At 60.5% G+C, this 15,720-nt stretch carries 9 protein-coding genes and 1 pseudogene; 1 reads left to right on the forward strand and 9 read right to left on the reverse strand.

The features are described from left to right. Nucleotides 1–228: 228 nt before the first annotated feature. The 7 genes from BJG93_RS25995 to BJG93_RS26020 all read right to left on the reverse strand — a co-directional run bounded on the left by BJG93_RS25995 (nucleotide 229) and on the right by BJG93_RS26020 (nucleotide 13,845). The gene (locus BJG93_RS25995) at nucleotides 229–1,986 is read right to left on the reverse strand and encodes a ShlB/FhaC/HecB family hemolysin secretion/activation protein (protein ID WP_027194192.1); all 1,758 of its coding nucleotides are present in this window, start codon (nucleotides 1,984–1,986) and stop codon (nucleotides 229–231) included. A gap of 302 nt (nucleotides 1,987–2,288) precedes the next feature. Then, nucleotides 2,289–2,924: a hypothetical protein gene (locus BJG93_RS26000; protein WP_154671678.1), complete on the reverse strand. Its 636-nt coding sequence runs from the start codon at nucleotides 2,922–2,924 to the stop codon at nucleotides 2,289–2,291. 334 nt (nucleotides 2,925–3,258) lie between these two features. Then, on the reverse strand, nucleotides 3,259–3,684 hold the full coding sequence (locus BJG93_RS26005; protein WP_231337523.1) for an Imm42 family immunity protein: 426 nt from the start codon (nucleotides 3,682–3,684) through the stop codon (nucleotides 3,259–3,261). 547 nt (nucleotides 3,685–4,231) lie between these two features. Next, nucleotides 4,232–4,474 (reverse strand): colicin E3/pyocin S6 family cytotoxin, encoded by a 243-nt coding sequence (locus tag BJG93_RS36525; protein ID WP_407675306.1) that lies wholly within the window; start codon nucleotides 4,472–4,474, stop codon nucleotides 4,232–4,234. Nucleotides 4,475–4,479: 5 nt separating this feature from the next. After that, nucleotides 4,480–4,860 (reverse strand): hypothetical protein, encoded by a 381-nt coding sequence (locus BJG93_RS26010; protein WP_063828891.1) that lies wholly within the window; start codon nucleotides 4,858–4,860, stop codon nucleotides 4,480–4,482. 55 nt (nucleotides 4,861–4,915) lie between these two features. Continuing rightward, nucleotides 4,916–5,230 (reverse strand): hypothetical protein, encoded by a 315-nt coding sequence (locus tag BJG93_RS26015; protein ID WP_034477119.1) that lies wholly within the window; start codon nucleotides 5,228–5,230, stop codon nucleotides 4,916–4,918. After that, nucleotides 5,227–13,845 carry a hemagglutinin repeat-containing protein gene (locus BJG93_RS26020; RefSeq protein ID WP_083421014.1) on the reverse strand — a complete coding sequence of 2,873 codons (8,619 nt, stop codon included), beginning with the start codon at nucleotides 13,843–13,845 and terminating at the stop codon, nucleotides 5,227–5,229. Before BJG93_RS26020 ends, BJG93_RS26015 begins: the two co-directional genes overlap by 4 nt. 290 nt (nucleotides 13,846–14,135) lie before the next feature. On the opposite strand from BJG93_RS26020, the pseudogene BJG93_RS26025 reads away from it, so the two are divergent. After that, a pseudogene (locus tag BJG93_RS26025) lies at nucleotides 14,136–14,300 on the forward strand (ABC transporter ATP-binding protein); the annotation flags it as partial. A gap of 50 nt (nucleotides 14,301–14,350) precedes the next feature. On the opposite strand, the gene BJG93_RS26030 reads toward BJG93_RS26025, so the two are convergent. Next, the gene (locus BJG93_RS26030) at nucleotides 14,351–15,358 is read right to left on the reverse strand and encodes a zinc-dependent alcohol dehydrogenase family protein (RefSeq protein ID WP_027194194.1); all 1,008 of its coding nucleotides are present in this window, start codon (nucleotides 15,356–15,358) and stop codon (nucleotides 14,351–14,353) included. Between the two features lie 47 nt (nucleotides 15,359–15,405). Continuing rightward, nucleotides 15,406–15,720 carry an antibiotic biosynthesis monooxygenase family protein gene (locus BJG93_RS26035; RefSeq protein ID WP_027194195.1) on the reverse strand — a complete coding sequence of 105 codons (315 nt, stop codon included), beginning with the start codon at nucleotides 15,718–15,720 and terminating at the stop codon, nucleotides 15,406–15,408.

The raw sequence follows: 15,720 nt of genomic DNA on the forward strand, positions 1-15,720 counted from the left end.
TCGTGCATAGTCGTCGGGCTGCGAGTCGCGCGGTCATAAGCTGCTCTTGCCCACGCGGTCGGCTGCCCTGCCCTGGCCGATCTGCTGCACCGTGATTTGTCAGGCAGTACGTTTGACGATCTGTGCAAGCGGTACGGGTTCGATGTACAGGAAGTGATGGCGCTTCCTTTTTTTGGAATGACTCTGGCCGGGCAGACGACAGCCAGTACAGTCCACGTGAAAGCGTGATCAGAACTGCGCAGTCAACTGGAAACCGACCGTCACGCGCGCAGTGGGGAAGTCCGACGGCTTGTAGATCGGCGTCCCGGCGAACAGGTCATAGGCGAGCGCGCCGGCTTTGGCCGATACGCTGCCCTTTACGCCAATGACTGCGCCCGCCAGTTGCGTACCGGCGAGATACGCCGCGCTCGGGCCGAACACACGGCCGTAGTCGATACCTGCGTAAAGTGACTGCCCCGTCGATCCAACCGGTAGCTGCACCTCGTTGCGCCAGAAGAAGCCGCGTTCGGCCGCGAGCATCGTTTCGCCGTCGAAGCCGCGCACCGTGTAGCGGCTGCCAATGGTCAGGTCATCGATATAGTTCAGCGTGTCGTTCGTGAACTGCCCGTGCACGCTCGTCACGTAACGCAATGGCTGGCTTGCGATCCTGAACGGCACCGACAGGTTCGCGTCGAGGACGGCCATGCGGAAGCGGTAAGTCGGGCCGTTCTCATAGAAGTCCGGTGTCGCCCCGAGGCCGCCCACACCCTGACGGTAAGCGAGACTGCCGTCGAACTGCGATGCGCCGAAGTAGTGGCGATCGGTAAGCCCCGCCTCGATGAACGTGTTGTTGCGCCGCTGCTGCGGGATATCGGTGTCTTCAATGAAGCTTTCACCGAAGCGCTTCGTGAGCCTGAACTGCGCGCCGAGTACGTTGTTCTGGCTGCGCATGAGTACGCGTTGTAGCCTGAAGTCCACCGTCTGTGCATTGCCGCTTGAAACGAACGTCTGGTTCGCGCCTGCGATCTGCTGGTAATACGTGTTCGTATAGGCCGACAGCGTACCGGTCCAGTAGCCCCACGGAATCGAATAGGAACCGTTCCAGCCGTGCGAACCGAGACCTTTGTCGCCGAATTCGAGGTCCTGACTCACACCCACGTTGAAAATGTCGTTCAGCCCGAACGGGTTGTCGAGGCCAAGGCTCAGGTTGCCTTGCAGCTTGCCGGTCGCGCGCGTGCCTGAGTTGTCCACCGACGCGACCACCGTCCACGGCTTCGCGCGCTTTACCGTCACGACCACATCGCTTTCGCCAGGTACGTCAGTGGGTTCGATTTTCATGTCCACGTCCTGGCTGCTGACGCGCTTCATCTGTTCGAGTCCCTGTTCGAGGTCACGCAGGTTCAGCATGTCACCCTCGCGGGCCGGGAAGGCGGTTTTCCATGTGCCGCGCACGGCGGGGTCGGCGAAGCGGATCGCACGCACGACACCGGGCACCAGTGCAAACTTGAGCGTGCCGGAGGACAGGTCCTGTTCGGGCAGCAGCACGCGCGTCGTGATGTAGCCGCGACTCAGGATAGCCTGCTGCAATCCCTTGGTGAGCGTTTCGAGCCCTGCCTTGCCGACGCATTGCCCCGTGTAATGGTCGAGCCATTCGCGGGCGAACGCGAAGCGGTCGAGCGGCAACGCGGATGCGCCCTGTTTGCGTACTGCATCCGGCAGCGTTGCGGGCACGTCGAGTACGAACGAGTCAATGCGGAAGCACGGCGTTTCAGCCGGTAGTTCGGGCCAGACAGAGGCGCGCTCAACCGTCGAACGCACCGAAGGCGCGTTGACAGTCGCGTTTCGTTCCTGCGCATTGCGTTGCTGCTCAACCTGCTGGTTCTGCTCGGCGCTGGCGCGTGCCGCGGCTGCTTTGTCCGCTGGTGTGGGCGTCGGCGTTTGCTGCGCGAAGGCGAGCGATGCCAGGGCCGTGAGCGGCAGGGCCGCCAGCCTTTTTCTCATTTTCATTGGTTGTTCAAATCCCGATTCTGCGCTTCACGCGCCAGCGGACTAGGCAAGCCCCTGCGGCGTTGAAAAATCTGTTTTGTTCCGATTACTATGGGTTATGCCACTTTCTGGCTGCGTCGAGTGCAACGGCTGAAACTCTCCCCGCTTTGGCGAAATCTCTCGAACACTTGAAAGGTCATCGTTGAAGCCATATATCAACTTAGCATCAAACTCGCCGCAGGCACCGCAACGGAAAACTGGTTGTTCTCTCCCTCAATCCGACAATTACCGATCTATGGTGTTTGAACTAAACACTTTGCTCTTTATTTCATAAGTCTCACTTCGAATTGTGACAAATCCAGATCTGGAAATTTCGTATGAATCTCCGGCAAAACTCCTTTCACGTAATTAGAAACATATACTGAAGCCCAATCCGGTGTCGTATCATTTTTTAGCCCCATCCAAAAAGCGCTTGGGGGGATATGATATTTCGCCTCATAAACAACATACTGCTTTTCGCCGTCACATTTATATTTTTCTGGAACCTTGTTGAGAAAAGAGTTGTTAAAAATGGACCAGCTTTTGATCAGCGTTCCGATGTAAACCGTCTTTCCAGCCGACACCATAAACCGAACTGGATTGTTTGAAATCATAGGTCGGTATGCGCCGGTTGAGATCTGTTGAATTACATACTCTCCCGCCGGAAGTTGCATCGCGAAAACTGAGTCCCTGTCAGGGTAGCTACCCGTATATCCCGTCTCCTCACCTGTTTTAACATTTTTTACTGAAAAAAATCCTCCCTCGCAACGCTTGCCAAATACGATTCCCATCCCAATGTCGGGAGTAGATATCTTTGATACAGAATATCTCTCATTTACGGGTTGATTTATCGAGCAGCCAGCCATAAGTAATGCTACAAGTCCAGAAAGGCCATACCGCACACTTGCATATTCTTTCAATTAATCACCGTCTATCAGGATATGTTTAAATATTTCAACGCAGTAATTGCTCATCACCGGATCCATTCGTGTGATTCTCAACCCGCCTTGAACACGGAAATTCTGACACTCCCCTAACAGATAGCCTTTTAGCTTGTTCTCAAGATTAGAAGTTTCGAAGCCCGCGTTGCCACTGCTGTTACCTTCGTTCGATGTACTGGAACCGGCATCGTTGTTTCCACTATTAAAGATCGCATTCCCAGCCCCATACCCCGAACTAACGAAAGGCTAGCACCCCCCAGCGTTGAATTCTTTAGGGCATTTTGTAAGTACATCGCGAACCACGGACTGAAATTCACCGCGCCAAGATGACTTCGCCAATTTCGCTTGAATTTTCTTGGAATCCGTAAATCAGCTTTGCCAAACCAGCATACTCAATCAGGAAAACATAATTTCCATCGTCCGAAAGACTTTCTGCTGACACAAGATGATTGAAGTCACTGTCTGCCGCATCGGAATCCATTGATGGAAATGCACGCGCACAAAGCTCGCGATAGGCGTCCTGCTGTGATCGATGAAAAAGATCTGCGTCTTCAACAGAATTTTTCATGCAATGCAATCGGGAAAGCATGCTCAGATCAACTCCCAATGTTGATCGACCAGACCAAATTAGCCCACCTCCCATGAAGTAGCCGAAGCACCCGTTTGCGAAGTCAGGCGTTGACCATGGATCAACCGCATCGCACCAAATTGCAAACGTGTCAGGGTTTCCAGATAGCATTTACTTTCCTTTGAATCCGAGAGCTCGCATTACATCAATTGGAATCTTTGAAACGTTTACCTGTTGCACAGAACGTCTTCACCAGATCTGTGCTCAGCGGATTCTTCTTCGGTGCAAGAATCGAAACCTGATTGTTCTCTACTTCGATCTGCGCCGCGTTCGTCACCGTCGCACGGTGAATTGTCGTTGGGCTGCAAAGCGAATATCCAGTCAGCTCGTTTCATCTTTCGTTGGACAAACAATGTGCCTTAGTCCATATACACCTTCATGTTCGCGTGGAAACCACCCATAGTTTTCCGGCACGATTTCTCTGCCGCATCGAAAGCATCGGTCCGGCCAGCCATGTGCTCGCCACGTAGCTATCACCTCGAAGGGCGCCCCATGCGCGTGCGCAGTCCACTCCTTCTTTGAAAATCCCAACATCTCAACGACGGGAGGATCGGCTGCGGTTAGCTTGTCCATGTACCAGTCATAGACTTGCTCTGCCTCGTCAGGCGTTAGCCGACGGGCGATCAGATCATCAAGCAGGTCACGTTTTTCCAATTGCTCACCGATTCAATTTCCTGCCGGGGACAGCAGGTTTATTCAGGTCACCAGTAACAGGGTCTGCTGACCCTAAGTGACGTCCTCGTTTGTCATAGACTTCGATGTCGTTGTGAGTGTAGTCCCACTCGTAAAACCGGCTGCCGTCCGTTTTGACGCCGTTCCCAGCAGGTTGCAAGTCCTGCCATACGGGACTATCGGCCTTGGTTGGATTCGACTGGCGAGTGCTGTCACCGTCACCGCCCACCGCAGTTATGACATAGTCAACCAGCCCTTAGCCACATCCACAACCGGCGGCATCTTGAATATGTCGTCGATCACCCCCGACCCCGAAGGCGTCGTCATCGGCGTACCCGCCTTGATCGTCGGATCAAGCTCGGTGGCAGGATCGGCGATCACACCATCGCCCTTGCTGGCCGTTTCCCCCTTGAAGCCAGGCAGCTTGCCAAGTGCCACCAGCCACCCCGGCAATGCCGAACTCGCCGCAGGCACCGCAACGGAAAACTGGTTGTTCTCCCCTTCGATCTGTCCCGCGCCGGTCGCCGTCGCCGCGTTGACGCCGCCAGCAGCCGCGATCCCGGCTACCAGACTTGTCACCAGATTCTCCCGCGCCTGGCGGTCTTCCGCTGACATTCCATCGGTCGGTGCCAGCAGACTGCCAATCACCGCTCCGTATCAAAACCTATCTCTACGGACGCCTATCAAAGCGCTTGTCTATTTCGTGCTCGGACTTAAACCCCATTAGCAATCCGATCTCCAGGAGCTTTACCGCTGCCGCGCCGGTTAATCTGAACGGAATGCTTTCCAGCGCTCCCACGACGTATTCGTAGGCGAGGCCATACTCCCCAGCGTCAGCGATGAACTCGTGGATCTGGGACAAATGTTCGTCATAGGTCAATCCATTCGGGGGATAGTGTTGAGCAACTTCCGGCTGAGCCTTCATCTCGCTGAGAATGAAAGTCAGATTGTGTTCAATCAACGCATTGTTAGAGAGCGAGTTCATTTCGGGTTCCTCGGCAAGTTTGTCGGATAGCCTGTCACGATTCGACCTTTAGCGGGGTCGACGACGACTTTAATGTCAACGCCGTTGATCGTACCAGTGCCTGTTACGTAACCATTCCCCGGCGCAGGCTTCGACCAGGCTGTGCTCGGGTCTGTAGCAATATCCGAGATTGCGTTTGTAATGTCCTGCGGCGTCCATGTTGCAGGAAATTCTGACTTGCCGGGATTGCCAACGCCGGAGAGGTGTCCGCCAGACGTAGGCCCGTCCCCGTAAAGCACATGGTTTTCTGCTTTCGGGTCCAAAAGCGAATTGTTATCCGTGTTTGTGGCTTTACCCGAATCCGACCCACCGACCGCCGTAATAACATAGTCAACCAGCCCCTTAGCCACATCCACAACCGGCGGCATCTTGAATATGTCGTCGATCACCCCCGACCCCGAAGGCGTCGTCATCGGCGTATCCGCCTTGATCGTCGGATCAAGCTCGGTGGCAGGATCGGCGATCACACCATCGCCCTTGCTGGCCGTTTCCCCCTTGAAGCCAGGCAGCTTGCCAAGTGCCACCAGCCACCCCGGCAATGCCGAACTCGCCGCAGGCACCGCAACGGAAAACTGGTTGTTCTCCCCTTCGATCTGTCCCGCGCCGGTCGCCGTCGCCGCGTTGACGCCGCCAGCAGCCGCGATCCCGGCTACCAAACTCGTCACCAGATTCTCCCGCGCCTGGCGGTCTTCCGCTGACATTCCATCGGTCGGTGCCAGCAACGTACCGAGCAGCGAACTTGTCGCCGCCCCCATCGCGCCCGCGCCGCAACTCTGGCTGCTCGCCGCTGCCCCCGCGCATCCGACAATGGCATGGAGTGCCGCGCGTGCCGATTCACCAGCGGCCGTGCTGTCCTTGTCCAGATAGTCCGCGATCTGCTTGACCCCGTTCGCGCCAAGCTCCTGCAGATACGCCACCGTCGCGCTCTGCGCGAACTGGCCTGCACTTCCCGTCACGTTGCCGCCCGCCGCCACCGTCAGCGCGGTCAGCACCTGCCGATAGCTCCCGCCCGGCCCCCATTCGGCGGTGAGCTGGTCGGCCTGCTGCTGCGCCGCCGCGCGCTGTTCCGGCGTCAGGTTAGGATCACTGGCCGCTGCCTTCGCGGCATCCGCTTCCTTCGCCCGGTTGTTCACGAACGTGCCAACCTGATTGATGAACTGGCTGGTGATATCGAAGCCGGCCTCGATCTTGTTCTTGTCGAAGATCGGCGCGACCGACCCCAGCGTATCCGACGTATCCCGGCTGATGCCCGCAACCGCTTCCTCAGCCGTTTGCCCGGTCAGCTGCTGCTGTTTCGCGCCATCGGTGACCGTGATGGTACCGCCGCTGATCGCGCTTTTCGTCGTCCCGCTCGCGTCACCCGACGCGCTCATGACAATCGGGGGCGCCATCGAAAGACCACCACTCTTCGGCAACGTTGTGCCGGGCACCGGATTGGTGTTATCCGCCTTGCCGGCCTGGCTCTTGCCGATGTCGCCGCCATAGCCTCCACTGATGCCAACCGACAGCGCACTGTATTCAGCGGTGTTCTCGATGTCGCTGTGCGTGAGCGTCGCCGTCGTCAGGCTATTGACGCCGCTCTGAACGGCTGCATCGCTGCTGGCAATCACGGCACCCTTGAGATCCGTATTGCCCTTCACATCGATCTGGAAGCCGCCGTCGCCTGCGCTGATGCCCGACTGTTCAGTCACGCTCGCATAGTCGCTGTTCATCTTCTGCTGGCTGATGTTGCCGGCCACGCTCGATGCGCCATAGCAGATCGGCGGCACGCACACGCTCACCGACACTCCGCCGCTCTGCTGCTTCGAGTTGTACGTGCTCGTGTCCTGCAAGCTCTCGATGTTCAGGTTCCCGCCCACATTGGCAATCACCTGCTGCCCATCAGCCACCGCGCCCTTCAGGTTCGTATCGCCGCCCGATTGCAGCGTGAGCGTGTTGCCTGCGTTGACGTGTGTGTTGGTCCACGTCGTATCGCTGCCGTTACCATTGCCCTTCGTACCCGAGACACCTGCCTGGAACGAGATGCCGTTCGATTTGCCGACGCCGAACGTCACGCCGATACTCGCGCTCGATCCGCTGTTGGTACTCTGCTGGCTGTTGGTGTTCTGTGCGGACTGAAGGTTGATGGCGCCTTCGGCATTGAGCGTCGCGTTATTGCCTGCGGTGAGGTTGCTGCCGGTGACATTGATGTTGCTATCGGCTCCTGCACCACCGGCCGCGATATTCAGGTTGTGTCCTGCCGATATGGTGCTGCCCAGCGCCGTAGCGGACGATGCCGCCGAGTTGCTGTTGCTGTGGCTGGTGCCGAGCGACACATTGATACCCACACCGCCGACCGCTGTCGGATCGCTCATCACGGCGTCATAGGCGTTCTTCGCTGCAAGCCCTGTCGTCGCAGCGGCGAGGGCATCGAGCCGCGCGTCGCCGTTCGTCTGCTTCACATCCTTGCGCATCTGGTTCGCGGTCTGCACCGCCGCAATGACCGGGTTGCTCACGCCCGCAGATATCGCCGTCTGCTTGAATGACTGCTGTTCGTTCTGCGTCGCGGTATCCTGCGCGGCATCGATCGTCACGGTCTTGCCCGCGAGATTCAGGTCGTTGCCTGCGTGCAGCGTACTGCCCGTCACATGCAGGTCATTGCCGGACGTGACGGTGACGTTGCCGTTCAGCGAGCCGATCATGCTGCCATTGTTCGCGACCTGCGTCGCCTGCTGCGCATCGGTGGTGGTGCGCGTGCCAATGGTGTAGCCCTGCAAGCCGCCGTCAAGCTGGTTCAGCGGATTCAGGCCCGACAGGAAACCGTATTCCCGCTTGCTATAGTCGCTCTGCGATTGCTGCGTGTCCTGCGATGCCGTGATATTGACGTTGCCCGCCGCGCCAAGCTTCACATCGTTTGTCCCGACCACGTTGCTGCCCTGAATGGTCAGGTCGCGCCCCGCCTGCACCGTCACGGTATCGCCCGACACGGTGCTCGCGACGCCAATATTGGCCTGCGTGGCCTGCATCGTGTCGGTGGTCGAACCGCTAACGATACTGCCGCGCTTCGACTGGACCGCCTGATAGCTGTCGTGTTCTTCGCGGGCCTGATTGAGCGTCACGTTACCGGTGGCCGCGATGGTCGCCGCACCTGTGCCGTTATCCATGCCGTTCGTTACGCCCGTCGTGAGCGTCGAGCCGGTCAGCGTCACATTGCCCTTGCTGGCGTCGGTGCTGACTGCGCCAAGCGTCGCATTGCCGCCTGCGGTAAAGGTCGTGCCCACCGCCCGCTCGTCGTACGCATGGTCAACCTCCTTGCGGGAGGGACCGTCGGTGGCAACGTTGTTGAAAGTGGCGGTGTCCGTCACCGTGGTAGCCGTCAGGTTGCCGCCCGCGACCACCGCCAGGTCGCCGCCCGCCGCAACGGTCGCGCCCCTGAGCGTCGTGTCGTTGCCGCTCTGCATCGCAAGACTGCCGTCCGCCGTGACCGCGCTCGTCTCGTTGACCGTGCTGCTGGCATCCCAATGGTGCTGCGCGTTCTGCATCCCGGACTGCGACGTTGTGGACTGCACCGCGTCAACCGTGATGTCATGTCCTGCCGTGATCTGCGCGTCACCGCCTGCGGTGATATTCGCGCCGTGCGTGGTCAGGTCATTGCCCGCTGCGATCACCATGTCGCCGCTCGACGCAATCGTGCCCTGCGCGCCGAGCAGCGTGGTGCTCATCCTGCTGTCGCTGGCCGCGTTGCTCACGCCCACGGTGTCGACCAGCGTCGTATTGATGATGTTGTTGCCCGCCAGCACCGCAACGCGGTTGCCGCTGATCATCCCGGACGCATTGACCACATCGTTCGTCGCGGCTACGACCGTGGTGCCGTTCGTCCCACTGCTGCCGATGGTGCCGCCACGGTTCAGGATATCGGTGGCGCTCACGACCGTCTGCGTACCGCCTTTGATCACGCCGCTGTTCGTGGTGCTGCCGGTTGCATGAATCTCGACGTCATCGGCCGAAATCAGTGCGCCGGTCGGTTGCAGGTCGTTCGCGTGGGTCTGCGCGAGATAGACAACGGGCGCGAGCACCTGCTGCGTGCTGCCATCGGGCAGCGTGACGGTCTGACTGACCAGCCACACGATATCGCTCGTCAGCGCGTCCATCTGCGCGGCCGTCAGCGCGATACCGGGCTCAAGCCCGAACTGTTGCGCAACGTTTACGCCGTTCGTCATCAGCGCCTGATACTCGTCCAGGTTGTTCGTATAGCCTTGCAGATAGACGCGGCCTGTCAGTTGCGTGATCTGCTCGCGGACAAGCTGTTCCTCGTACATGCCGTCGCCAAGGCGCTTCTCGACGCTCTGCGGGTTCAGCCCAAGCTGGCCGAGCATGTAGTCCGATGAGATGAAATTCGTATAACTGGTCAGGCGCGGGTCGGTGACGACCAGGTACGACGCGCCGGGCGCAGTCTGATACGTGTAGAGAGCACTCTTTGGCAACGTGATGTTCAGCTTGCCGGTGCTGCTCGCGACCGTCTGCGGGGCCTTGACGTGCGGGCCTGTCAGAACCTGGTTAGCGCCCAGCGTGCCACCGGTGGCCCCGGTCGCGGAGTTCGCCGCCGCCACGTTCGTGTTGTTGATGTCCGTGCCGCTGATCCGGACCGTGTTATTCGCGATGATCGTGCCGCCCGTGCCACCGATCGCCACAGGCGTCAGGACGATGGAGGGTTCCGTCACCGTCTGCCGGTCCTGGCTGGTGTCCAGGTTCCACGCAAAGGTGGAAACGATGTCCTGGCGCTGGTACTGGTACAGCGTCTGCCCGGCGTTGTTCACCAGCGTGCCGCCGTAATTGCCGCTGCCGTTGGCAATCTCGCCGTCCTGCCGGCTGGCGCCGATCTGGATCGAGCCGCCCGCTGCGATAGCACTGTAGCTGTTGTTGAGCGTACCGACGTTCGCCAGCGTCATGTTGCCGCCCGCCAGCAGTTGCGCCTGCTGGGCCTGCGGACCGGTTACCTGGTCCTGCTGCGTGGTGGTCGTCGTGTCTCTCGCGACCTCGACGACCTGATAGCCATTATGTCCACCGCTAAACGTCGGGTATTCGGTCGATGGCAGGTAGTTGAGGTTCGGGTTGTAGTCGTCCCAGTAGTTGACGGTGACCGAACCGTCAGCGTTCTTCGTCAGTGTGTTGTACCAGATCGTCTGTTGCTGGCCGTTGACGTTGACGACCAGCACGTTGTCGGTCGCATTCGGCCCCGAGGTCTGCGACATGATCTGCGAGGCGCTGAACGTTGCGTCGAGCGGATTCCTGTAGCCATCGCTCCAGGTGGGATTGGAGCAGGCCGGAATCGGACCACCGGTCGGACAGATGATGTACTTGTCGCGCTTGGTCTGGTGTTCAGTCTCAACATCGGTTGTCACTGTCTCAACCGTGGGCGCGGGCCGCGAGTTCGTCAGCGTCTGCGTCGCGACCTCGATATTGCCCTGCGCCTCGATGGTGGACTGGTCGTTGGCGACTGAATGACTACGGTTCGCGAGCAGACCGTTACCGTCGCGCGTCGCGTCGGCGGCGATGTTGATCTCGCTCAGGCTGAACAGGTTCGCGCCGCCGGTGTTCGAGATATCGCCGGGCGAGTACAGGTTCAGTTGCGAAGCGGCGGCCATGACGGCGGCGGCCCCGGTGTTGACAATAGACTGGCTGCCGTTCAGCGTGACCGTGTTGCCGATGATGGTGGCGGCGTTGGTCAGAGTCGCGCTATTCGTCGTAACGGTGTCGCCCTCGATGCGGCCTTCATTGGTGATCGCGTTCGCCGCATTGACGGTGGTGCTGGCCGAATTGAGGTCCGCGCCCGCCTGGTTGTCCACGTTCGCGGCGTTCACCGTGAGCGCGTTGACCGCGCCGAGCGTCCCCCGGTTCGTGAAGCTGCCTGCTGTGGTGAAGCTCAGATCGTGATTCGCCTGGATCAGGGTGGCGGTGTCGAGCGTGTAGTCGCCATTGATGGTGACTGCGCCGTCACGGCCCGCCACGATGCGGCCATCACCGGTCAGCTGGTTCGTCGTGACACTCAGGTCCTGGTCACTGCCGATTGCGCCGCCCTGGTTCGCCAGCGTGCCAGCCGTGATGGCAACGGTGCCGCCGCTACCGGTGTCATTGCCGATCCGTCCCGACGTGTTGTCGAGCGTCGCCACGTTCAGACCGAGCGCACCGTTGGCGTGGATCGAACCATTCTGGTTCACGAGCGTCGCGCCAGCCTGGTCGAGCGTGAGGTGATTCGCACCCGCGAGTGTGCCGCCGGTGTTACTCACCGACTGCGTCGCGTTCAGCGTCAGGTCGTGACCTGACAGGATCTGTGCGCCGTCCGTGTTCGACAGCGTCTGCGCGTTCACAGTCACGTCACCGTTGCCGCCGATCGTACCAGCGCCGCTCAAGCCGCCCGTGTTGGCGTTCGTGATGGTTGCCGCGCTAATGGTCGTCGCGCCTGTGCCGACATTGGCGATACGGCCATTCGTGTTGTCCACCGATGCGCCCGACACCCGCAATATCGTAGCCGCGCCGTCCGATTCGATCTGGCCACCGGCATTGACGAGCGCGCCCGATGCCGAGGCCAATACGCTGCCGTTGCCCTGGATCAGACCCGCTGAATTGTCGAGCATGCTGCCGGACCGGATGGTCGTCGCGCCGGATGCGGTGAGCGTACCGCCCGCATTGTTGACGCTGCCTCCCGCGACGGACACATCACCGTTGCCGCCGATCAGTCCGTTGCCGGTGTTCGTGAGTGCGCCGCTGGCGCTCACCGTCGTAGCCCCGGTGCCGCCGTTCGCAATCGTGCCGCCATCGTTCGCAACGCTCTGCGCTGACACGCCGAGCACGTCGTCGGCCTGCACGGTGCCGCCCACGTTGTTCAGCGTGCCCGTGCCGGTTATCGATACGTCGCGTGCGCCGACATAGCCGCCTGCGCCGTTATCGAGCGAGGCCACCTGAAAGGTCGCGGACGATTGCCCCGCGAGCGTCCCGCCCCGGTTCGATACCACGCCCCCGTGGACATCCAGCGAGCCATTCGTGGCGATGGTGCCCGCGTTGTTCGACAGCGAACCGGTGGCAATGGACAGGGTGCCGGTCCCGGAATCCGTCATCCTGCCGCCGTCGTTGATGAGCGCAGCGGGCGCGAGCGTGAGGCTGGAACTGTTCGTCGCCAGCGATCCGTTCGTGTTGTCGAACGTACCGGATACATTGACGGTTGTCGGCCCGGTGCCGGTCTGCGTGAGCGTGCCGCCGTGGTTGGTGAGGTTCGCTGCCGCCAGCGACAGCTGCGTCGCGTTCAGCGTCGCCGCACTGGTGTCGAGCGTCTGTGCGGCGGAAACGGTGAGCGCGCCGTTAGCAGTGCTCTGGCTGCCCGTAAGCGTTACGCTGTTGCCCTGAAACGTGGCATTGCCACCCGCGATGTTCTGGCCTGTTGCGGAAAGGGTATCTGCCGCGTTCAGGTTCAGATCGCCGTCCTGGCCAACGCTGCCATTCGCATTGATCCCCGCGCCGAGCGTGCCGGTTGACGTGACGTTCCCCGCACTGATGGTCAGGTTCCGCTGCGCGTAGGTCGAACCGCTGCTGTCTACATCGCCCGCCGCTGACACCGCAAGATTGCCGCTCGCGCTTGTCTTGCCGGCCAGAACCAGCTTGCCCTGCGTCGAGAGCGTCAGGTCACCCGCCTGGGCGGCGATCACGCCTGCATTGGACACCCCGACACCGTGTTCATTGCTGACCAGCACGATACGATTCGCGTACATGCCGCCAAGCTGGCTCACGTCGATGGACACGCCTGGCGCGGCACCATCGCCGGCAATCGGGGTCGCTGCGAGCGTGTCGTGACTGACCTGATTCGCGCCGGTGATGACATTCAGGTTATTCGCGTAGATCGCAGCATTCGCCTGCACTGCACGCGCAATCAGGTCCACCTGATCGACGTTTGTTGCATTCAGGCCCGCACCCTGGACAGTAATGTTGCCACCTGTCACGTTAAAACCGTTCAGGTTGCCGTCCGCGCCGAGGATAGGTGTCCCGGTGGTGAGAATGCCGCGCGTGGTATTGATGAAGCCGCCGCCATCGACCACGATCCCCGAACCGTTTGCCACGACGACTTCGGCCCGGTTGCCCGCCACTTCGAGATAGCCGCGCATCTGGCTGGGCGAATTGCTGTTGACCTGGTTGAGAATGATCCGCGCGGACTGGCCCGGCGAAAGATTCGGGTTACCACTTATCTGTCCTGCGAGTTGCGTGTTCGTGATAACGGGCGAGTTGTTCAGGATTGCGCCGTTTTTCTGCACATCGAACTGCGAATACGTATTTACCGAAACACCCGCATTCGACGCCTTGTTGATGTTGACCTGGGGCAGGCCATTCTGCGTCTGGATGACAGTGGGCGCATGCGCGCCCGCGCCGACCACCTGCGCCTCAACGAGCGAAGCCGACGCGCCAGAGACGATCAGTGCGGCAAACGCCGCATGACGCATCGGGAACAACGAGATGAGCAGTGAAATACGATGCGCCGGACGCTGGCCGGTGGTTTCGCCCGAGTCCATCCTGCCCGATGCACTAGCGGTTTCAGCAACCGCAACCAGCATGCCCCGCAACCGGCTGTAGACCAGCCTGAAAATATTCTAGTTCATTCTTTATACGCACAACTTATCAAGATCCGCGAAAGAACCATGACGTGCGCCGCGGACCTTCCGTATCGGAACGTGCTTTCTGAAGCTTCTCAGTGTCACACCGGCGATGACATATCATCTATCAGATGCGACTGAAAATCTGTCAACAATTGACAGATATGCGCGCTGCATCTGGATGATGCCGGGAACGGTCCCGGCCAGCGTCGCCCGTCTAGTGAATATCCGGGCCGATCAACGCAACGATTGAACCGGCCGGCGGACTCGACGCGTCCGCGCGCGCGGTGCTCGCCGAGCTGTTCAGAACGCTCGGCACGACGCACACGGTGTTCTTCACGAGTTACGACGAAGGATTCACGCAGGCTTGCGAAGCGACGCGTGTCGGTTTCGCGGACCTCGCGACGGACATTTGAGCTAGAACCGTCGCGCGCGCCATGCGGGGCCGCGCGCGAGTGTTCGATGCTCAGATCGTCACGCCGATCTTGCCGAAATGCGCACCCGATGCCTCGTGCCGGAACGCATCGGCGAGCCTGTCGAGCTCGAACGTGCTGTCGATCACCGGCTTGACGCCGGTCGTCTCCAGCGCGCGCACCATGTCTATCTGATCGTGCCGGCTGCCGACGATCAACCCTTGCAAGCGCTGCTGCCGCGCCATCAGATGCGCGGTCGGCACCTCACCCGCGCGGCCGGTCAGCACGCCGATCAGCGCGATATGCCCGCCGATGCGGCAGGCGGTGATCGACTGCGGCAGCGTGCCGGGACCGCCCACTTCGATCACGTGGTCGACGCCGCGCCCATTCGTCAGGTGACGCACCTCTTTGCCCCACTCGGGATTGTCGCGATAGTTGATCGCATGGTCGGCGCCTAGTTCGCGCAACCTCGCGAGCTTCGCATCCGACGACGACGTCGCGATCACCGACGCCCCCATCGCCTTCGCCATCTGCAACGCGAAGATCGACACGCCGCCGGTGCCGAGCACGAGCACGCTGCTGCCCGCCTTCAACTGACCATCGACGACCAGCGCGCGCCACGCGGTCAACCCCGCCGTGGTCAGCGTCGCCGCTTCGGCGTGGCTGTAGCCGGCCGGCGCATGCGTGAAGTAGTGGCTCGGCACCACGACGACTTCGCGCGCGTAACCGTCGACGCCGTCGCCGGGGGTGGTCGAAAAATCGCCGATCGCGGGCGAACCGTTTTCCCAGTGCGGGAAGAAGCACGACACCACGTGATCGCCGGCCTTGAATTCGCGCACGCCTGCGCCGACCGCTTCGACGACGCCCGCGCCATCGGCCATTGGAATGCGTCCCGCTTCGGCCGGCAGGTTGCCGCAGACGACGCCGTAGTCGTGGTAGTTCAACGAACTCGCGCGAATGCGCACGCGAATTTGCCCGGCCTCGGGCTGACCGGGATCGGCAAGATCGACGAGTTGGAGGCTATCGACGGTGGCGGGCGAACCGATTCGGATGGCTTTCATGTTTCGTTCCTCGATGAGTGGCACGCATGCGCGGCGCGACTATCGCGCTACTTGACGGTTTGGATGACTTCGAAGCCTTCGAATTCCGGGTGGCCGAGATACAGCACCCGGTTTTCGTTGCCGGCGCTGCGATGCGCGGCGCGAAACGCGTCGGACCTCGTCCATGCCTCGAACGATGCATAGTCGCGCCAGATCGTATGGCTCGAATAGAGCACGTGATCGTCCTTGCGGGGGCCCTTCAGCAAATGGAATTCGACGAAGCCCGGCACCTCTTTCAGATGGGTGTCGCGCGTGGTCCACAAATGTTCGAAGGCGTCCTCGGAGCCGGGCGCCACCTTGAAGCGGTTCATCGCGATGTACAT

The organism is Paraburkholderia sprentiae WSM5005 (genome assembly GCF_001865575.2).
Classification (GTDB): domain Bacteria; phylum Pseudomonadota; class Gammaproteobacteria; order Burkholderiales; family Burkholderiaceae; genus Paraburkholderia; species Paraburkholderia sprentiae.